Annotated in this window: 13 protein-coding genes and 2 riboswitches; of the genes, 4 read left to right on the top strand and 9 right to left on the bottom strand. The window is 34.2% G+C overall.

Features of this window, described 5'->3' with window-relative positions:
• Positions 1 to 7: 7 nt before the first annotated feature.
• The gene (locus tag ACXAHM_RS05085) at positions 8 to 1531 is read left to right on the top strand and encodes a SusD/RagB family nutrient-binding outer membrane lipoprotein (protein WP_474959330.1); all 1524 of its coding nucleotides are present in this window, start codon (positions 8 to 10) and stop codon (positions 1529 to 1531) included.
• 305 nt (positions 1532 to 1836) lie between these two features.
• Entirely contained in the window at positions 1837 to 2304 is a 468-nt protein-coding gene (locus ACXAHM_RS05090; protein WP_474959331.1) for a hypothetical protein, read from the top strand.
• A gap of 171 nt (positions 2305 to 2475) precedes the next feature.
• Here the strand turns inward: ACXAHM_RS05090 and ACXAHM_RS05095 are convergent, their stop codons facing one another.
• The 4 genes from ACXAHM_RS05095 to metH form a co-directional block, all read right to left on the bottom strand.
• Complete coding sequence (locus tag ACXAHM_RS05095) at positions 2476 to 3426, bottom strand: hypothetical protein (protein ID WP_474959332.1); 951 nt, start codon at positions 3424 to 3426, stop codon at positions 2476 to 2478.
• Between the two features lie 72 nt (positions 3427 to 3498).
• On the bottom strand, positions 3499 to 4245 hold the full coding sequence (locus ACXAHM_RS05100) for an acyl-[acyl-carrier-protein] thioesterase (protein WP_474959333.1): 747 nt from the start codon (positions 4243 to 4245) through the stop codon (positions 3499 to 3501).
• Positions 4235 to 5134 carry an aldose 1-epimerase family protein gene (locus tag ACXAHM_RS05105; RefSeq protein WP_474959334.1) on the bottom strand — a complete coding sequence of 300 codons (900 nt, stop codon included), beginning with the start codon at positions 5132 to 5134 and terminating at the stop codon, positions 4235 to 4237. Before ACXAHM_RS05105 ends, ACXAHM_RS05100 begins: the two co-directional genes overlap by 11 nt.
• 250 nt (positions 5135 to 5384) lie before the next feature.
• Positions 5385 to 9191, bottom strand: coding sequence for a methionine synthase (metH, locus tag ACXAHM_RS05110; protein ID WP_474959335.1), 3807 nt, complete (start codon positions 9189 to 9191; stop codon positions 5385 to 5387).
• 100 nt (positions 9192 to 9291) lie between these two features.
• A riboswitch (SAM riboswitch) is annotated at positions 9292 to 9399 on the bottom strand.
• A gap of 528 nt (positions 9400 to 9927) precedes the next feature.
• Between metH and ACXAHM_RS05115 the strand changes: the two genes are divergently transcribed.
• Together ACXAHM_RS05115 and ACXAHM_RS05120 are read left to right on the top strand one after the other, a co-directional pair.
• Positions 9928 to 12852: a SusC/RagA family TonB-linked outer membrane protein gene (locus ACXAHM_RS05115; RefSeq protein WP_474959336.1), complete on the top strand. Its 2925-nt coding sequence runs from the start codon at positions 9928 to 9930 to the stop codon at positions 12850 to 12852.
• A gap of 37 nt (positions 12853 to 12889) precedes the next feature.
• Positions 12890 to 14527, top strand: coding sequence for a RagB/SusD family nutrient uptake outer membrane protein (locus ACXAHM_RS05120; protein ID WP_474959337.1), 1638 nt, complete (start codon positions 12890 to 12892; stop codon positions 14525 to 14527).
• Positions 14528 to 14744: 217 nt separating this feature from the next.
• On the opposite strand, the gene ACXAHM_RS05125 is transcribed toward ACXAHM_RS05120, so the two are convergent.
• The 5 genes from ACXAHM_RS05125 to ACXAHM_RS05145 form a co-directional block, all read right to left on the bottom strand.
• Positions 14745 to 14918, bottom strand: a complete 174-nt coding sequence (locus ACXAHM_RS05125; protein ID WP_474959338.1) for a hypothetical protein — start codon at positions 14916 to 14918, stop codon at positions 14745 to 14747.
• Between the two features lie 45 nt (positions 14919 to 14963).
• Complete coding sequence (locus ACXAHM_RS05130) at positions 14964 to 15626, bottom strand: alpha/beta fold hydrolase (protein ID WP_474959339.1); 663 nt, start codon at positions 15624 to 15626, stop codon at positions 14964 to 14966.
• A gap of 1000 nt (positions 15627 to 16626) precedes the next feature.
• Positions 16627 to 18315: a ribonucleoside-diphosphate reductase subunit alpha gene (locus ACXAHM_RS05135; protein WP_474959340.1), complete on the bottom strand. Its 1689-nt coding sequence runs from the start codon at positions 18313 to 18315 to the stop codon at positions 16627 to 16629.
• An 85-nt stretch (positions 18316 to 18400) separates the two neighbouring features.
• On the bottom strand, positions 18401 to 19378 hold the full coding sequence (locus tag ACXAHM_RS05140) for a ribonucleotide-diphosphate reductase subunit beta (RefSeq protein WP_474959341.1): 978 nt from the start codon (positions 19376 to 19378) through the stop codon (positions 18401 to 18403).
• A gap of 154 nt (positions 19379 to 19532) precedes the next feature.
• Positions 19533 to 19735: riboswitch (cobalamin riboswitch) on the bottom strand.
• 432 nt (positions 19736 to 20167) lie between these two features.
• Positions 20168 to 21277: a BamA/TamA family outer membrane protein gene (locus ACXAHM_RS05145; RefSeq protein ID WP_474959342.1), complete on the bottom strand. Its 1110-nt coding sequence runs from the start codon at positions 21275 to 21277 to the stop codon at positions 20168 to 20170.
• Between the last annotated feature and the right edge of the window lie 30 nt (positions 21278 to 21307).

The following is a 21307-nucleotide window of genomic DNA, read 5'->3' on the forward strand; positions in this document are numbered from 1 at the left end:
ACCAATCATGAAAAAACATTATATATATACATTAGTATTAGTGTTATTTGGTCTTGGTGGTTGTAATAACTTTGAAGAGATCAATACAAACCCTAATATTCCAAATACAGAAAGTCCTGACGAATTATTTACCTATGCATTGCATGGTACTACAGGACATTTACACGAAACTTACCGTTTAAATTCACTGACAACTCTTCCATTGGCTTTCCAATTCTATGATAATCATAGAAATGCAGCTACATATGGAGACAATGCACAAATTTTTGCCGGAGAATACTGGAAACGTATTTGGGTAAGAGTGATTGCTGGAATTGAAGATACAAATGCAGCTATTGAAAATTCTGCTTATCCTGATAAAGAGGAATTATATGCTGTAACAAGTATCTGGAGAATCTTAAACCTTTCTCGCTTAGCAGATTTATATGGTCATATCCCTTATGAATATGGTGGAAAATCTACGCAAAATAAAGGAGAAGAATACCTAAAGCCTGCTTATGACAAGCAAGCGGATGTTTATGCAGACATGATTAAGGTATTAAAAGAAAACGCTGCTGTATTACAAAATGGAGGAACTAACTCATTTGGTCCTGCAGATATCCTTTTCAATGGTAGTAATGTAAAATGGGAAATGCTTGCCAATTCATTACGTCTTCGTTTGGCCAATAGAATTGGTGATGCTGCTGAGATTCAATTAGCATTATCTTCTAACTTAATTGAAGAAAATGAAAACAGCGCAAATGTTCCTCATCAAGTGGGTGACCCTTGGGCTCCTATTACAAATGGTGATTATGCAATCCATTTCTGGTGGGATTACGAAGCACTTCCTTCTGCTGCATTAATCAATGTAATGTCAAATTATACAAACGAAGGTTTCTTGCCACAAATGTTTGAATTGGAAGATGGTTCTACTTTGACTACTACAGGTAACCCTGAGTCAGACCCAAGAATGGATATTTTCCTAACATATGGCTCCAACCCTGATTTACACCAAGGAAAATATGTATCGATCCCTCACGGTAATGTTACTCACCCTGATGATTACTATGACGGTAAATACTCACTTGTAGGTGATAGAATTTTTGCAATGGATGCACCTGCAATTTTATTAGATGCTTCTGAAGTTTCATTCATTAAGGCAGAAGTGAATCTTGATAAAGATGCTTATAAAAAAGGAGTTGAACAGTCATTAACTTTCTACGAGTTATTATATCCTGGTCAACCAATTGAAGATAAATATCCTGAATTCTGGAATAGAATCTCTAATGAGTTTGATGCTGACCCATTGGCTGCCATTGGTACACAAAAATGGATTGCCACTTTTACAAATGGACCTGAATCTTACTCTGAGTACAGAAGAACAGGCTATCCTGTATTAAAAGAAGGTATTGATTTCGTGAAGAAAAACGATGGTACTACAATTCCGATGTTTATCGATTATCCAATGGAGGAGTACCAAAGAAATAGCGAAAATGTAAATGCTGCTGCCAGTGACCGCTCAGGTTATTGGTGGGATGGAATTACAAGATAGTAAAGATATTCTTGATGAATAGACGGTGAACGAACAACCGGAAATCTAGAGGCAGCCTTTATAAGGTTGCTTCTTTTGTTTTATATCAATCTATAATTTTTCATCGAAATTAAATTAATTATTAGATATATAATTTTGTTTGATTTTAATCTTTTTTAAATAAATAAAATCAAATACTCACAACTAACAAGTGTTGATCTCGTTTGGTTAATTGCTTACTACTTGATATTGAATGTATTATTTTTAACATTCAAAAATGTTAACTACTGATTTATTTTAAAGTTAAACCTAACAAATGTTTTACGATGAAAAAGTTATTACTTTCTATCACGCTATTATTATCAACATTAATTTCTTTTGCACAAGAAACGATTGATCCAATTCCACCAACACGTAAAGGTGTAGTATTATCTTACGCTATTTCTGGTGTAGAATATGGGTCAAGTCTTAATATGGTTGGTATTGATAAAGGTAGAATACACGTCGATTTCACATGGAAAAACCAAGAAGTAGATTTTTGGGATTATCAAGGTTTTAGTACTACAGGTATGAGTTTTGGTTACAATATTAGTGTGGGTAACCGAGTAACAATAACTCCCAAAGCAGGTTATGCTACAATAAACATAGATACAGAATCTGGAACCACAAAAGACACCTATTTCAATTATGGTGTTGAATCTAAAGTCTTCTTTGATTGGTTTGCACTCAGTGCAGGGTACACTTATCAATATGGGCTAAGTATGGGAGTTGGTTTCAAAATTGGAGGAAAATAATAATAACTATCTATATACTACGAATTCTATTTACAAAAAACACGCTATCCTTAATGGGATGCGTGTTTTTCTTATATAATTATTTTACAAAGATGGATTCTGATCATTAACTTTTGATCCTTTTTTAAAAAGTCAACATCTTTAATTTTCAATATTTTTTGTCATTAAGATTTAAAGAGATTCTTTTTCTTCCATTTCACAATCACAATTATTTTTCAGTCTAATTTCCCAAACTAAGTATCGCCCAAATTCCCATTTCATGACAATTTCTTCAACTGTTGGATGATCAATGAACTTTAAAACATGTTTAGGGTTTTGACCTTCTGTCAAACGCATATTTTCAACAAATTCCATTTCATTTTTGAAATTTATTCCTTTTAAATCTTTGTTCAACCCTTTTATCAAAGCATATACTCCAGATTTATCATTATCTATCTCGTTTTGCCATCCATATTTAAAAAAGTGTAATTTTTTTCCTTGATATATTTCCAAACCAGGTGACAAAATAGAAGCAATATTATCATTTTTTTTACTTCGTAAAATACCTACAACATCTTTAGATGCTGGTATAGCTTTTAAACTTGGTTCAGCATAAGTTTTGCTATAAAGATCAAAAATCTTCACACTTGATAGCTTACCATCTGTATTTAATTCTAAAGTGTAATTTGCATTTTCAAACTCCCATAAAAAACCGTATTTCCCATTATCAATTACTCTTGAAGGTTTTCCTAAACGTAGCATTACTTCATCTCTTGACATACCAAATTTTACATTTTTAAATCCAAGAGAAACGGATTCATCTTTACTATTTAGTTGTATTGAATATAAAATATCAGGATCAATTGTAGAATATTCAAAAACAATGTAAGCTGATGTATCTGGTTTGATAAGGTAATATTCATATCTAAAACCATCATTATGTTTTCCAACTCCTAATGGTTTTCCAAATTCATTAAAAGGTACTTCTTTAAATTGATTCAGTTTAATGCCATATAATTCATTGACATAATCAACATTAGATTTTTCAGCGATGTTATCTAAGGTATCTGGATAATCAAATGCTGTCAGATAAATCAAACAAAAGGATAATGATAGATAGAAGAAGTTTCTGAATAAAGTCATAGTAAAAGCTTGAATTGAAGTAATAAAAAAAACCTCATTAAAAAGGTAATACAATTTAATAAGGTTTTGCTGTTATTTCCAAGTAGAATGAATAATACATGCCGGTTTGGTTTCCTTCATGATTGCTGTAATCACCTTTGTCTCCTCTCCTTCTTGAATTTCATTCAATATTTTTACTTCTTGTCCTAAAATCACTTCAGAAACATAATTGATTTCTACACCTTTCAATGTTTTATTTTGAGTAACTTCTGGAGGCAAACTATCTAACATCCATTCAAAATACTTTATGTTATTGACATGGTTTACAGGATCCAAGTCACTGTATGCAGCGGTTCTTTCTACTATATTTTCAACTTTTTCAACACCGCCTAAACGTGAAGGTGTCCCTACTGTTTTTAAGTCTCCACGGGTATGTACTCTATCGACAAATTCTTCAATTGTTGTAGGTCTTCTTTTTTTTAAATCAAGCCCAAACCAATTGGAAGACCCTTGTATCATCAAATTACCTTCCTGATCAAGAATTTTAAAATTACGTTGGGAAGAGAATTTTTGTAAATCATAAACCCAAGTCTCAATCTGTAATTTATCGGTCCATTTTGGCCATTGAAACACTTCATATTTATAGGCTCCAAGTACCCATGCTTTTCCGACTTTCATCATTTCTCTTAAACCAAACTTTTTAGCATTTGAATGGTTTCCAGCTGCTTCCTGAAAAAGCTCAGAAATGGCTGTTGGTTTTAGTGTATAATTAGGACCAATTTGGTATGATTTCACAACTTGTTCCTCATACCAAATTCCCTCAATTTCTTTATTCATCATTATCAATAATCTCTACAGAGAATGTACAGCTGAATGTTTCTTCTTTTGGTAGTCTCTGATTTGCATATTTTTCTTTAAAATCATGGTTTCCATCTCTTAAATCAGCCACTCCATACCATGGTTCAATACATACAAAATTGGCTCTTTTACCCACAGGTGTCCAAATCCCAAGCAATGGCCAATCTTTAAATGCAACTCTTAAACGTCTAGAATCATCATGACGGTTGACTATATCTAAAGACTCTGATTTAAAGTGATCAAAAATAATAGCATCGTCTTTAAAGTTATCATATAATAAATCTAACTTTTGCTCTCCACCTAATGCATTTTCTTGGATAGCCCCACTTCTCAATCCATTATCCAATAATAATCTTTGGAATTCTTCTTTTTCAGAAAACTCAATTGTATAATCTTCAAATGATGAATTTTTGATAAAATCAGTATTAAAACCAGGGTGAGCTCCTACTGAAAAATAGATATCCTCAGTATCTAAATTATCTACTTGATAGGTGATTGATAATTTACCTTCTTTTATCTCATAGATTGTTCTAAAGACAAATTTAAAAGGATATTTCTCCATCGTTTCATGATCAAAACGAAGTTCAAAAATACACGTTAATTCATCTTGAGTAATTAATTTATGCTCCATATCACGAGCAAATCCATGCTGAGGGAGTTTATATTTTACTTCTTCTACATCATAAAAACCATCTTCTACTTGCCCAACGATAGGAAATAAAACGGGAGCATGCCTTCCCCACACTTCCTTATCTCCCTGCCATAGGTATTCGTGTTGATGTTGTTTATGAAAAATAGAATGTAATTCAGCGCCATGTTTAGAAATCTGTACTTGCAATACTGCATTTTCTAAGGTAACAATTTTGCTCATATGTATTTGATGGGTTTTGTAGTACATAAAATTGTATAGCACTAAGTGCAATGTATAGGCAAAATAATAAAAAAATCATTTAGAAAAAGTGATAGATTCTTAAATTATTAGAAGTTAATAAAGAAGATTATTATGTAACAGATTTCAAATAAATAAAAAGGTCACCTCTTTAAAATTGGTGACCTTTTCATTATCATCAAGGCGAAGATTAATTTCGTTCTTAATTCTTTTTTATTGCTAAACTCAAAAATTAGTAACTCAATACACTACCTAACCAACGTTCCATTTCTTTTTCGTCACGTTCAACACGTTTTGCATAATCTTGAACTTGATCTTTATTGATTTTTCCTAAACCAAAATATCTTGAATTTTCATTGCCGAAGTACCATCCACTTACAGAAGCCGCAGGTGTCATAGCATAACTTTCAGTTAAAGAAACCCCAATATTTTTGGTTACATCTAGCATCGCAAAAAGTTTGTCCTTTTCTGTATGATCAGGACAAGCTGGATAACCTGGAGCAGGACGAATACCTTGGTACTTTTCGTCGATTAAATCCTCATTAGAGTGAATTTCATCTTTTGCATACCCCCAAATTTCCTTTCTTACTTTCTCGTGCATTAATTCTGTAAATGCCTCTGCCAAACGGTCTGCTAAAGCTTTTACCATGATACTGTTGTAATCATCATGATCAGCTTCAAATTTCTCAACTAACTTCTCTAACCCTAGACCAGCAGTTACTGCAAAACCTCCAATATAATCTCTTCTACCAGATTCTTTTGGTGCTACAAAATCACTCAAACAGAAATTTGGTTTACCTGCAGCTTTCTTATTTTGTTGACGTAAATGACATAATAAACCTGTTTGAATATCTCTATTTTCTCTGTAGAAAGTAGAATGATGATGTTCAGCATCTGGTAATTCTACATCTTCATCTTGATAAGCATACAATGCAATATCATCATCATTGACACTGTTTGCAGGGAAGAATCCTACTACAGCATTGGCAGTTAATGATTTTTCAGCAATCAGTTTATCCAACATTGCTTTTGCATCATTGTATAACTCTGTTGCTTGCACTCCTACTACCTCATCTTTAAGAATTGCAGGGAAACGACCTGCTAATTCCCAAGTTTGGAAGAATGGTGTCCAATCTAAATATTTTGCAATCTCTCCTAAATCATAATCATTAAATGTTTTCACACCTAAGAATGATGGTTTTGTTATCGGAGTAGTTTCCCAATCAATTTGAACTTTGTTTTTTCTCGCTTCTTCAATCGGCAATAATTTCTTTGCACTCTGACGCTTAGCATGCGATTCTCTTAGTTTTGCATATTCTTCTTTGAATTCTTGAATCACACCTGCGCGGTATTCAATATTATCAGAAGTATAAGCTGAAGCGATCGGAACTGATTTCGATGCATCTAATACATGCACTACAGAACCAGAATATTTAGGGTCAATTTTTACTGCCGTATGGATTCTAGAAGTCGTTGCACCTCCGATCAAAACAGGAATATCAAGACCTTGACGTTCTAATTCCTCTGCAACATAAACCATTTCATCTAATGAAGGTGTAATCAACCCTGAAAGACCAATTACATCTACTTTTTCTTCAACAGCAGTTCTAATGATTTTATCTAATGGCACCATTACCCCAAGATCAATGATCTCAAAGTTATTACAAGCTAATACTACACTTACGATGTTTTTTCCGATATCGTGTACATCACCTTTTACAGTCGCCATTAAAATTTTACCTGCTGAAGATGAACCTGCTAATTCAGGGTTCTTTGCTTTCTCTTCTTCAATGTATGGAATCAGAATAGCTACCGCTTTCTTCATTACACGTGCAGATTTCACTACTTGAGGAAGGAACATTTTACCTTCACCAAATAAATCACCTACTACGTTCATGCCATCCATTAAAGGACCTTCAATCACTTCAATAGGTCTGTCAAATTTTTGACGAGCTTCTTCAACATCTTGCTCAACAAATTCTACTAAACCTTTTACCAAAGCGTGAGAAAGTCTTTCTTCTACAGATTTCTCTCTCCAAGAAAGATCTACCTCTTTTTTCTTGCCTTTTGATTTTACAGTTTCAGCAAAATCTACTAAACGCTCAGTAGCATCTTCTCTTCTATTTAAAAGAACATCTTCAACGTATTCTAATAAGTCTTTAGGAATCTCCTCATACACTTCCAGCATACCTGGGTTGACAATACCCATATCCATACCTGCTTTACCCGCATGATACAAGAACACAGAGTGCATTGCTTCTCTAACAGCATTATTACCTCTGAAAGAGAAGGAGATATTAGATACACCTCCACTTACTAAAGCATGAGGAAGGTTATCTTTGATCCACTTTGTACCCTTGAAGAAATCAACAGCATAATTGTTGTGCTCTTCGATACCTGTAGCAACCGCCAAGATATTCGGGTCAAAGATGATGTCTTGTGGAGGGAAACCTACTTTATTTACCAAGATATCATATGAACGAGCACAGATTTCTTTTCTTCTCTCGAAGTTATCAGCTTGTCCTTCCTCATCAAATGCCATTACAACAGTTGCAGCACCATATTTTTTAATTAATGTCGCTTTTTTGATAAAGTCTTCCTCTCCCTCTTTTAAAGAAATAGAGTTCACAATACCTTTACCTTGTAATGTTTTTAAGCCAGCTTCAATGATTTCCCATTTCGAAGAATCGACCATGATTGGAAGCTTAGCGATATCAGGCTCAGAAGCAATTAGGTTCAAGAAACGTGTCATGCACTCTTTAGAGTCTAACATTCCTTCGTCCATGTTGACGTCAATCACTTGTGCTCCACCTTCTACCTGATGTCTTACCACTTCAATAGCTTCTTCAAATTCTCCGTTCTCAATTAAACGACGGAATTTAGCTGAACCCGTTACGTTAGCTCTTTCACCAACGTTGACAAAAATGCTATCAGGCTTAATAGTTACAGGTTCCAATCCACTTAACCTTTGGAAAGGCTCTTGAGTAGGAATTTCTCTAACTTTTGCTTCGCTAAATGTTTTGGCAATTCCTGAAATATGATCAGGTGTGGTACCACAACATCCACCAATGATATTCACTAATCCATCAAAAGATTCCAAGATTTTACTCATCTCTTCTGATGTTTGGTCGTACTCACCAAATTCGTTTGGTAGACCCGCATTTGGATAAGCAGAAACGTTTACGTCTGCTACACGAGATAATTCTTGAATATAAGGACGAAGTAAATCGGCACCTAAAGCACAGTTCAAACCAACACTGAACAAATCAGCATGACGGATTGAGTTCCAGAATGCTTCTACTACTTGTCCTGAAAGTGTTCTACCTGATGCATCGGTAATTGTACCTGATACCATCAATGGTAAACGTTCTCCTTTATATAAATTAGGAAATTCATCCTCTCTTCCCGCAGGAACTGCAGAAGTTACATTTCCTTCTTCAACATCTGTGAAATACTTATCAGCAGCAAATAGAGCCGCTTTACAGTTTAAGGTATCAAAAACTGTTTCAATTAAAATGGTATCTGCCCCACCTTCAGCTAAACCTTGAACTTGTAAATAATAAGCTTCTACTAAGTCATCAAAAGTTACTGCTCTATAACCTGGATCATTTACATCTGGAGAGATAGAAGCCGTACGGTTCGTTGGTCCAACAGCACCTGCAACAAAACGTGGTTTATGAGGTTCTTTTGCGGTAAATTCATCTGCAGCTTCTTTAGCTAATTTCGCAGAAGCATAGTTCAATTCATAAACATCAGCTTCCATTTGATAATCCGCCATGGCAATCGTAGTTCCACTGAAAGTGTTTGTTTCTACGATATCTGACCCTGCCTCGAAATATTGTTTATGGATATCTCTAATAATATGTGGCTGAGTTATCGACAACATATCATTATTTCCTTTTACATCACACGGGTGGTTTTTATATCGATCTCCTCTATAATCCTCTTCTCCTAATTTGTGTCTTTGAATCATGGTACCCATAGCACCATCTAAAATCAACACACGCTCTTTGGCTAACTCGTTGAGCTTTTTTGACATAAGTATTTTCGAAAGTTACGTTTCACATGTCTCATCCATTGATAAGACTAAAACGTGCTTAATAAATTTTTAGAGATAAGCATTTGGATCAAATGCATTTAGCTCATCTTTCTCGGACACCTCCGAAGCGGGAATTGGCACCTTTCGCTGGGAACAACGGTTGCCATGACATCTACGAGCCCGTTCTCTCTGTCATTCTTGATAAGCACGCCGCAAGATAGTCAGTTTTTTAGAAATTTGAATAGGAAAATGACATAAAATAAGGGTTATCAATAAAAAAACATGACTTTTTTTACTTTTTTTAAAATTTTACCTACACAGGAAATGTACAACTTTTAAAGCGTATTTTAGACAATTTACAATATTACCGAAACAGATTGCGCAACAGGTTTCTATCGTGTATTTTAATTCGTTATGAACATATAGCAACCGGTTGAAAAGAAGAGTTTGTTAAAAATAAATTCACTTTCATTTATCACTTAAAATATTTCAATTTAAGGCATCAAAAAGGCTAATTTGATGATCATCTAACATTTGCAAAAGCAAAGATTTACTCCGAGTATTGTAGAAGAACAATAGCTCAAATCTCGAGATCTACACTAATTTAAATTACTAAAGCAGCTTACTGTATCTATTACTTTGGAATGAAAGCAATGAAATGAAAATGAAAAAATCGTAGGGAACAATTATGTTACTTACACTCTCTTCATTGCCTGTAAAAAACCGCTTTTAACAAATGAAAAAAAGATTACAACTATTCAGTTTTGTATCTGTACTTCTATTTCTAAATTTTAGTGCATTTGCACAAAATAGAACTATCTCAGGTATTATTAATGACGAAAACAATGTACCTCTTCCAGGTGTCAACGTAATCGTAAAAGGAACAACTTTAGGGACAACAACAAATTTTGAAGGACAATTCAAGTTGGATGTTCCGGAAAATGCAAACACTCTTTCTATCACTTACATTGGTTATTTTGACCAAGAAGTTACCATTGGCAATCAATCCAACTTCACTATTCAACTAAAAGTGGATGCCGAACAACTTGAAGAGGTTGTGGTTGTTGGTTATGGTCAAATGGAAAAGAAAGATGTCACTGGTGCAATGGCCTCAATCAAAGCTGATGATTTCAACCAAGGAGTGATGGCCTCTCCTGACCAATTAATTCAAGGTAAAATTGCAGGTGTTCAGATGACTCCTTCATCAGGTGAACCAGGTGCTGGTGTGAACATTAGAGTTCGTGGTGGTACTTCTCTAACTGCATCAAACGAACCGCTTTATGTAATTGATGGTTTCCCTATTGACAATACTGCATCTGATCCAGGTACAGCAGGTGTCTATTCAGCTTCAGCTGCCAAAAACCCTTTAGCAAGTATCAACCCTAATGACATTGCGTCTTTTGATGTTTTAAAAGATGCTTCAGCAACCGCTATTTATGGTGCTAGAGGCGCCAATGGTGTCATTATCATTACAACAAAGAAAGGAAAAGAAGGGAAAGCAAAAGTAGATTATGATGCTTACTTCGGTGTTTCTCAAATTGCTAAAAAAGTAGATATGCTTTCTGCTTCAGAGTATAGATCTGCTACTGCTGCTGAAGGTTCTAACCCAATGGATTTAGAAGCGAATACAGATTGGCAGGATGTAATGACTAGATCTGCTATTACTCAAAATCATAATGTTGGGGTATCTGGTGGCACAGCAAATACACAATATAGGTTCTCCATAAATTACTTAAACCAAGAAGGTATTATGATCAATTCTGGAATGGAAAGAATTGGTGGACGTATGAATATCACACAAAAATTAAGTGAGAAAGTGACTATTGGTGCTAATATGATGGGTGCATTCACTAAAAATAATAACTTACCTTATGGTGTTGGTGGCGCATTAGATGGCGGAGTAATTAATAATATGTTACGTATGTCTCCTCTTTTACCGACAGATTTCTCTTCTTCAAATCAGCTAGAAAAGAATCCTTACATTATGGCAAATAGTGTTCGTGATTTCACAAATACACAACGCTTATTAGGTAATGCTTTTATCGAAGCTGAGTTACTTCCTGGACTAACGGGTAAATTAAACTTAGGCGGAGATATTACTTCAGCAAAAAGAAATGCTTATTTACCGGGAACAATTGAATGGGTAGGTACCGGAAATGGCTCTGCAGATGTTCGTAATAATTTCTTACACAACACTTTACTAGAAGGAACATTAAACTACACAAAAGACTTTGGTGATTTAAAATTAAATGCTTTAGCAGGTTACACATATCAAGAATTTGGTCGTGAATTTAATTCAGCAAATGCGACAGGTTTTGATATTGATGAAACAGCAGAACATAACTTAAATGCCGCAAATGGTACTGTTCTAGTAGGTTCTTATAAAGAATCAAGTAAGTTAATCTCATGGATTGGTCGAGCAAACGTAAGTTTTAAAGATAAGTATGTAGTCACTGCTACTGTTCGTGCAGATGGATCTTCTCGCTTTGGTGCAAATAACAAATGGGGTGTTTTCCCTTCGTTTTCTGCAGCTTGGAGATTATCTGAAGAAGATTTCTTAAAAAACAGTTCAGTGGTTAGCAATCTAAAAATGAGAGCTGGATGGGGTGTTACTGGATCTCAAGAAATTGGCAATTACCGCTCACTTCCAACACTATCAGGTGATAAAGGATATAGTGCAGTAGGTATTGGATCTGGAGTAACTTATAACAACTATGCGAATCCAGATTTACAATGGGAAGAAACTACTCAAATTAATTTTGGTTTTGATTATGAGTTATTCAATGGAATCGTTTATGGTACTTTAGATTTTTATCAAAAAAATACAGACAATTTACTCTTAGAATTACAAGCTCCTCAGCCAGCTCCTGTTGATGTTTATCTTCAAAATGTAGGTGAGCTAAGAAATCAAGGTATAGAAATTTCTTTAAATACAGTGAACATACAAAAGAATAACTTCACTTGGGAAACAGGAATCGTTGCAGCATATAATGAAAATGAAGTACAAAATATTGGTGACTATGATGAAATCTTAACAGGTGCTGTTGGTGGTCGTGGTCAAGTAGGTCAGTTCTCTCAAGTCATCAAAGCAGGTCTTCCTTATGGTACTTTTTATGGACCAAAATATTTAGGTCTTGATGAAAGTGGAAATGCTATGGTTTCTGACGAGAATGAGGTATTAGGGCAAGCATTACCAAAATGGACTTTTGGCATCAATAACACTTTACGCTATAAAAAATGGGATTTTAATTTCTTTTTAAATGCAGCTACTGGACATCAGGTTTTCAACAATACTGCTCTTGAATTCTCTTCTACAAACGATTTATACGGTGAAAACAGTACATATAATGTAGTAAAATCAGCAGTCGATGAAGGTATTCGTCAAACTGGTTACAATTCAAGATTTATCGAAGATGCAACTTTCATTCGTTTATCGAACATGACGCTTGGGTATACTTTCGATATGGAACAGGTAAAGTTTGTTAGAAACCTAAGATTGTATGTTTCAGGTCAAAACTTATTCGTCATCACAGATTATTCTGGTTATGACCCTGAAGTCAATGCCCCTGCTGGTGGAAGTCAAGTGCCTCCTATTGGTATTGATTACAACAACTATCCTGCTGCTAGAACATTCATTGGTGGCTTATCTGTAGGATTCTAATTGAAATACAATCAAAATTCCCTTTAAAGAAATTATTATGTTTAAAAATAAATTAATGATTGCACTTGCTGCAGGTGCGTTATTATCCTCAACTTCATGTACAAACCTGGATGAAAAACTGTATAGTTCTGTAACGGACGAGTATTTCCAAAATCCAGATAATTTACCATCCGCTGTTGCTCCAGTATATGCTTCTCTGCGCTCTTTTTATCACCATGAAAATGCTTGGGGATTTGCTCAAGTTTGTTCTGATGAAACATTAGTGCCGACACGTGGTGGTGACTGGTATGATGGAGGTAAATGGCTTCAATTAAATGCTCATACTTGGAATGCGAATCATCCACATTTACCAGGTTTATGGAATGCTCCATATACAGGAATTGCTCGTGCGAATGGTTTGATTGAATCTCTACAAGGTTTTGAACAAACAGAAGAAATTGTCTCAACAACTAGTGAAGTACGTTTCTTGAGAGCATTTTATTACTTCACTTTAATGGATAACTTCGGGAATGTTCCTTTAGTATTGACAAGTAAGCATGAAGGTAATACACCTGCAAGCACACGTCCAGAAGTTACTCAATTTGTTGTAGATGAATTAGAAGCCATAAAAGACAATCTTCCGGATGACCCTAACTATGCGAGAGTAGGAAAAGGTGCTGCATATGCACTTTTAACTAAGATCTATTTAAATGGAGGCGTCTATTTTGAAGATGGCTCAAAAGTGATTGCTCCTTCTGATGAATATCTGGATAAAGTAATTGAATACGCCACTCTTATTGAAGGAATGGGCTATTCTGTTTACCCTGATTATCTAGAAACATTTAAACTAGGTAATGAGGAAAGCAACACCGATTATATTTTCGCAATCACTTACACTGCTGATGATCCACTTGGTAATCATGGAAATAGTTGGGGTGTACATTATGACACTTACAAAGTGAAAGGTGTTGAATGGGGAGTACCTTCGAAATGGAATGGCTTCTCTATGATGACAGACCGTTATCAATCTTTTGAAAATACAGACACACGAATTAATCAATTCTATACTGAATTTGAAAAAGTAGACGGAACAATTGTTCAACATGAAGAAGAACTTCCTTTGTTTGATGCAAATAAGACGCAAGGTGTTCGTTTGATGAAATGGGAGCCTGATTTAGGTTCGATTGGTGTTTCTTGGGGAGGATGGTCAGGTAATGATTTCCCTGTTATCCGTTATGCAGATGTTCTGTTAATGCACGCGGAGGCTTTGGCAAGAAAAGGAATGACAAGCGAAGCAATGGCCAAAGTAAACCAACTAAGAACAGAAGGAAATCGTTTCGAAACTGGATCTCCTATTGCTGATGCTACTGCACATTATATGCAATTAGAAAGTAATGGCAAAGTGGAAGATGCTTTAGATTTCATTCTTATGGAAAGAGGATGGGAATTATGTTGGGAAGGTGTTCGTCGTCAAGATTTAATCCGTCATGGCAAATATCTTGAAGCATGGCAAAATAAGCAAATGGAAAATGATGCAAATGCTTATGAAGATAGAATAGACGACAATGGTAATGCGTATAAGTTCTGGTTACCAAGTCAAGGTGAAGCAAGTGATGGTTCTCATCGCTTATTATTCCCTATCCCTCCTTCACAAGTAGCAGGAAATCCAAACTTGGATCAAAATCCAGGATACTAATATATAGTGTACTTTAAAACGTAGATGTAAATCGAATATGATTTACATCTACATTTCAACCACTTCTTTACGGCAATATCCTAAACCAACTTTTTGCATATTAAACAAAGAAGTAACTAACTAACAACAAACGCTTACAAATTAGTAATTGTACAAACCCTTCTAACTAACGTTCAAGTTGTTATTAAGGCCACTTTAATTTTTTAGAGTGGTCTTTTTATTTATTTTTTTCGATGAAGAGCTTTATATTTTCAGCAATCTCCTCTCCTTTTTCTTCTTGTAAAAAATGACCTGCATTACGGATAATCCTTTTCGTTTGAACCCCCTCTGGAATTAATTTATAAAAGAATTTTTCTAAACCTCCAAGTACTTGATCCTTATCGCTAAACATAATCAATGCTGGCTTATCCCATTGCTGTAACACCTCTCTTGCCTTTTACATCTCTTTTACTCCATCAGCATTGGGTTTTGAAGGTACGAGTGAAGGAAAGATGCTTGCACCTGCCTTAGAAGCTTTATTAGGAAATGGTAAGTCGTAAGCTTTCAAAACCTCTTTGTTTAATTTACCATATGTACCTTTTTGAATGATGCCACTTACAGATAAAAAAGGATGATATTTTGCATACCATTGCCAGGCTTTAAAAAAAGGAGACATCTTTTTACCCACTGGTAAAAAAGTATTCATAATGACCACTCTTTTAATTTTTTTTGGGTATTCACCCAATAAACTTAATCCTAGTAAACCTCCCCAATCCTGTACTACTAAGGTTACATCATCTAATTGAAGTGAGTTAAACCAGTCCTTTAAAGCATTAAAATGAAGAGTAAATGAGTAATCTTTCCTTTTTAATAATTTATCTGACTTTCCAAAACCAATTAAATCTGGAGCGATAAATCGATAATCAGAAAGAATAGGAATGAATTTACGGTATAAATAAGACCATGAAGGTTCACCATGAAGAGCCACAATCGTCTCTCCTTCTCCTTCATCAATGTAATGCATCTTCAAACCTTCATAAGTATGAAAGTTTTCTTGATAAGGAAAGTCTTTTAGTACTTTAAAATCCTCAAGATTTGTTGTTAGTTTTTGATAGCTCATTTAGTTGTTTTTAAAATATTTAATCAAATAAATAGATTGTGTTCCATTTTTAAAGAATTTTCAAAAAAAAGGAAAAAAAATCCATTTTTTAAAAGAAGGAGAAAAATTGAAATTATACAAGTATAAATTGTAATTATTACGTTTACTCTAAATCATAACAATTTTATGCAACCGATTTAGTTTCAAATAGACATTTATTTTAATGTATTAGACTGTTTCGAAACCGATTGAAGTTTGCTTTTATATAGAATCAATCTGATATTAAAATAATACAATTAACAACGTATTTATCAATGCATTAGAGGCTATTTAAAATTTGTAAATGAAATAAAATCATTGTAAAATTGTGTATATGAAAATGAAATAATAACACTACAACCCTTACTACAATATAATCACAAAAGATTGTAATTGGCTAGACAATTATGCCTTATCATAATGTTTTATCAAATAGGGTTATTATGCGTATATATATGAAAATGAAATTCCACCTCTGACAAATATATTAAGTGATATAAGGATATATGGCGGGTCTTGAGTAGAAACTTTGTCTATAATTCTATTCAACTTCAGGGGATTTAATCCTCTGGAGTTCCCATTCTATCATTTAATGTGGATATGAAATTATTTGTCAAAATTCTCTGCTAGATCTTCCAAAAGAAAACAATAAGTACTTATTAATTAGAATAAGGAACTAAAATATAATTACAGTTTGCTGTTAATTATATCTATCTCTGTTCTATGGGATAATAAGTTTGTGTGTCCACAAACTTGCTAATTAATTTGGCTCATTTATGGGCGCGGGTACTCACCCGCCATACTTATAGACAAGCCTCCCAAGTATAATTTTTATGCATGGGGGGTCTTGTCAAGTTACTTAGACAATTGTAAAAGCATTCGTTCAAAAAGAATGTTTTAAAATTGTAGCTTTTGTGATAGAATATTAAAAAAGGCTCCTCTTTTACAAGAGAAGCCTTTTTTGTATTTCAGATTAGAACGTTTAACCTTCACAAGAGATGCATTCATCTCCAGTCACTGACATTTGCGTTCTAAGTATACTTTCACTTCTTTGGTAATACAACGTCTTTACACCCAGTGCATGAGCTTCAAGCATTACCTTATTGATTTCCTTCACAGGTGTAGTTGGAGGGAAATTTAAGTTTAAGCTTTGTGATTGATCTAAGAAAGTTTGACGTAATGCCGCTTGCTTCACAATCTGTAATTGGTTGATTTCTTTAAACGTCAAGAATAATTCTTTCTCTTCATCCGTTAATCCTCCAATATTTTGCACTGAACCTCCTTCAGCAAGGATTTGTTTCCATACATTAGGTGTATTTAATCCTTTTTCATCTAATAATGCTTCTAGATTTTTGTTCTTTCTAGAGAAAGTACCCTTTGCAGAATCCATTACATAATAGTTACTTGCTAGTGGCTCAATACCCGTACTGTAACCACCTGCAATCAAAGCATTAGATGTTGTTGGAGCTACGGTTAATAATGTAGAATTACGACGCCCCGTATCCATCATTACTTTTGGCTCTCCATAAGCAGAGGCTAACTTTTCTGAAGCTCTAATTGATTGTTCTTTGATTTGCTTAAAGATAATTCTTGTCCACGAATCAGCAGCAATACCAGCAAAAGGAATCTTCTTCTTTTGAAGGAAACTATGCCAACCTAATACACCTAATCCAAGTGCTCTGTGATTTCTAGCAAAATTTACCGCTCTTTCCATATGTGAAATGTCTTTTGCTTTCGCAATAAACTCTTCCATAACAGCATCCAAGAAGAAAATAGCTGTCTCTACTAAGTCTGTATCTTTCCACTCATCATAGCGTACTAAATTCAAAGAAGATAAACAGCAAACGAATGATTCTTCTTCGTTAGACGGTAACATAATTTCTGAACAAAGGTTAGAAGCTTTGATCTCCATACCTTGATCTTTGTACCATCTTGGACGTTGATTATTCGCATTATCTTTAAAAAGGATATAAGGAATACCCTTTTCTATTCTTGACTTAATTACTTTTGCCCATACTTCACGACTTCTACGGTCTCCTTCCCTTACTTTTTGGATAAAATTGTCAGAAACCGATACACCCATAAAGATATTTTGGATAGATTTTCCAACATCTTTAATTGTTAAGAATTCATCAATATCTTCATGTTCTACATCCAAATACGCAGCAAGCATACCTCTTCTTGTATTCCCTTGGTTCGTGCCGTTGATTACAGAATCAAACATTTCCAAGAAAGGATAAACACCATTACTTGTTCCATTGTTTGTGATCTTTGCTCCTCTTGGTCTTACGTCTGAAACATTGATAGAAGTACCTCCACCAATTTTGGACATCATCATTACTTCTGCTAAAGTGCTTCCGATACCTGCAATACTATCAGGCACATAGCTACCAAAACAACTAATTGGTAAGCCTCTTTCAGTTCCCATATTTGACCATACAGGAGAAGCAGGACATAAATAGTTATTCCAAATGGCATCAAAGAATCTTTTTTCAAAATCCGGGCGTTTTAGCCTTGCAGCAGCGGCTTTAGCAATTCTGGTAACAGCATCTCTTACGTTTTCTCCTTCTAGAAGATAACCACTTTTGAGCGTTTGTAAACCTTCATCAGTCATCCATTTCGGGTGTGGATCCAACTGTGAGGTTTCGATAGTCGTTTGTATTTCAGACATAAAATATTTAGAACTGAGGGGGTGATAATTATATGAGTAGCACCTGTTAGAGAGGGAGTAGTCTCTAACAGGTTAGTATTTTTTTCTAAAATAAGTCATCAGCTGTCACTGACTGAGACTTCTTGGTGTATTCAGTTGGTCTTACGGCGAAGAAATCATCATGTGCATGACCAAATACTTCTTCATCAAACCATTGCATTTCTTTTAATGCGTCTTGATCTATTTCAAAAATTGGCTTCAAACCAATTTCAGAAAGACTTCTGTTTAAACGATCTCTCATAAAGTGTATCAGGTTGTTTAATGGAAGGAAAGACATTTCTTCTTTCTCAAAAATTCCATTTAATAAACGTACTTCTACATCATGAGAAATCTTAGCAGCCTCATAAATACGGTCTTGAAGTTCCTTTGTATTTAATTCTGGGTATTCAGAAATTAAAGTATTGTATAACCACATACCTGCACGTGCATGAGAGTTTTCGTCCTTAGCACTCCATTTGATGATGTTACCTATCCCTTTTAGTTGGTTTTTGAACTTTTTAAAGGATAATAATATCGCAAATTGAGAGAATAAGTTTACATTTTCCGTAAAACATGAAAATATAGCGATACTCTGTAATAAATCAGATGGAGAAGGCTTTCCACTTTCATCCACAGCTACTTTTGAAAGCATTTCAAGACGCTCCATAGCCGTTTCATCCTCTAAAAATTCCTCGAAGTTATCCAAGTCTAATAATTCATTCAGACGAGCATATGCAGAGGCATGTCTTGCTTCATTCTCAGCGAAAGTGATAGACATAGCTGCAATTTCAGGTTTTGGAATGTATTGACCGACAACTCCCCAGAAATCATCTTGAACATTTGTTTCTGTTTGTGCAAATGTTTTTAGGATATTTCCAATTACTTCTCTCTCATTATCAGAAAGATTCGTTTTAAACTGTTGGATATCAGCATCAAAATTCACTTCGGAGTGAATCCAGAAAGTCTGATGAATGGCATCTATAAAATCCTGAGCCTGAGGATATTCAAATGGTTTGTAAGCTACACGTCTATCAAGTAAGCCCATTGTTTAATTCTTTTCTTAGTACAACACACAAGAGAAATTAATTCTCTATTTCAAAAAACTCCAACATCTATGGAGTACGATAATTCCTACACAAAAAAACAAGTGTTCCATTTTTTAGATGATAGGATTTTGCTTCTTTTTTTACCCGAAAAAGTACATTAAGCAAACGAAGGCAGGTCTTCTGACTCGTACTATACTTACTTCAACCTTCCCTTAATCATCTACTAAAGTGGTTAAAAATAAAGTAAGTTTTGTAGTACTTACAGCTGCGGGTACAGTCTAGGATTTTCACCTAATTCCCTTTTCACTTAGTACTTATTTTAAAAAAATATAAGCACCTCCGTTGTAACAAATAAATGTTGTTTTTATCAGTATTGCAAGCTTTGAAGGATATCTTTTTTCTAAAAAATTTCTCTATTTTTTTCTTGAAAGATTCAATTTAAAGTGCTATAGTAATAAAAGCATTAGCTCTACACTTTATTGTACTATTCTAATATTTTCACATTAAATAAGCTTTTCAATTCTAGAGTAACACTAGCGCTTTTTTATGCTATATTTTAAGAAATTAATAAAGGTAAATTACCAAAATGGGAAGTGAAATAATAAACTATAGTTAAATAACACAGTTTAGTTTACTTTCTGGATTTCAATAAAAAATATATTACAAAAAATATCACACTAAGCGTACGAAATACACTATTGTAACTTTTCTACAAAACACAATTTCCTATTGATTTTTATAAATTTTCTTTTGATAAAATTTCGAAGAATAAATCTTTTTTAAAAAAATTAAAAGGCTTCTCCAAAAGTTAAGTAAAGTCCAGAATTTCCGTCAGGGCCAATACCATAATCTGCTCGTAAAGTAGCTCTATCTTTCTTATTAATCAGTAATCTTAAACCTGCACCTCCTGTCAATTTAAATTGGTCAAATAAGAAAGCATTCCAATTTGGCATTACCTGTGCAGTCGCAACAAAAGCTGTCGCTCCTATTCTCCAAAATAAATGTTGACGGATCTCAGCTTGAAAAGAAACCATATGATCATCTCTATATCTTCCTTCGTAGACACCTCTCATCATATCAATACTACCCATTAAAGATAATTCTCTAAAGGGGGTTTCTCCGTATGTTTGTTTAATCATGCTTTGCAATGCAAATACAGTATTATGTGGTTTCCTTTTGTTCAATGAAAAATATTTTCTCAGATCAATTAAATAACTTGAGAAATTGTAGTCACTCCCTAATAAGTTATTATAATATTCAGCACGGAATTCAACGTAATGTCCTTTTGTTGGTGCTAAGACGAAATCTCTTTTATCCCATTTATATACTAACCCTAAACCAGAATTGACTCCACCTTCATAGCCGGGTATTTCTTCCAAACCACCTGTTCCATCAGCTCTTTCGTCAACACTAATATTCCAAAAGTTTACGTATCGGTATTGAAGGCCAAGAAACATCATATCTTTTAATTTCTTTAAGAACTGTTGTCTTAACTCCACCTTGGTCCAGTCCATTAATTGTTCATTCGAACTTGGTGAATTGTTTCCAATTCCATAATATTTTTCAGGATATTGAGAATACTCCAGCATTCCTTCCAGTACAAAGTTTTCATCTTTTGTAAAAAGAGTATGCTCTAATTTAATTAACATTTGATTTTCCAATGTATAGAAACCTACAAAGTAAAAATTAGAAGGTCTTGTATTAAATGTGGCATTTTTTGTTTTGAATTGATACAAACTAACAACACCAAATTCCCAACTTGTTTCTTGAGCATAGGCAGGATATGGAAAACCAGTAAATTGGGATTTATATAAAGTATCTAAATCATTTTGTGCATAAACAGAAAATGAAGACAATACACAGATAGTAAATACTACGAAACGTTGCTTTAAAGTCATATTAAAAAGTTGAATAGTTTGTTGAAGATT

Source organism: Flammeovirga sp. AWQ4_249, assembly GCF_056161045.1.

Excerpts from the sequence above, each read along its gene's own strand:
- ACXAHM_RS05115 (WP_474959336.1), top strand. The coding sequence starts at position 9,928 with ATGAAAAAAAGATTACAACTATTCAGTTTTGTATCTGTACTTCTATTT.
- ACXAHM_RS05085 (WP_474959330.1), top strand. The coding sequence starts at position 8 with ATGAAAAAACATTATATATATACATTAGTATTAGTGTTATTTGGTCTT.
- ACXAHM_RS05120 (WP_474959337.1), top strand. The coding sequence starts at position 12,890 with ATGTTTAAAAATAAATTAATGATTGCACTTGCTGCAGGTGCGTTATTA.
- ACXAHM_RS05145 (WP_474959342.1), bottom strand. The coding sequence starts at position 21,277 with ATGACTTTAAAGCAACGTTTCGTAGTATTTACTATCTGTGTATTGTCT.
- ACXAHM_RS05100 (WP_474959333.1), bottom strand. The coding sequence starts at position 4,245 with ATGATGAATAAAGAAATTGAGGGAATTTGGTATGAGGAACAAGTTGTG.
- ACXAHM_RS05105 (WP_474959334.1), bottom strand. The coding sequence starts at position 5,134 with ATGAGCAAAATTGTTACCTTAGAAAATGCAGTATTGCAAGTACAGATT.
- ACXAHM_RS05090 (WP_474959331.1), top strand. The coding sequence starts at position 1,837 with ATGAAAAAGTTATTACTTTCTATCACGCTATTATTATCAACATTAATT.
- ACXAHM_RS05095 (WP_474959332.1), bottom strand. The coding sequence starts at position 3,426 with ATGACTTTATTCAGAAACTTCTTCTATCTATCATTATCCTTTTGTTTG.
- ACXAHM_RS05140 (WP_474959341.1), bottom strand. The coding sequence starts at position 19,378 with ATGGGCTTACTTGATAGACGTGTAGCTTACAAACCATTTGAATATCCT.
- ACXAHM_RS05130 (WP_474959339.1), bottom strand. The coding sequence starts at position 15,626 with ATGAGCTATCAAAAACTAACAACAAATCTTGAGGATTTTAAAGTACTA.
- ACXAHM_RS05135 (WP_474959340.1), bottom strand. The coding sequence starts at position 18,315 with ATGTCTGAAATACAAACGACTATCGAAACCTCACAGTTGGATCCACAC.
- ACXAHM_RS05125 (WP_474959338.1), bottom strand. The coding sequence starts at position 14,918 with ATGTTTAGCGATAAGGATCAAGTACTTGGAGGTTTAGAAAAATTCTTT.
- metH (WP_474959335.1), bottom strand. The coding sequence starts at position 9,191 with ATGTCAAAAAAGCTCAACGAGTTAGCCAAAGAGCGTGTGTTGATTTTA.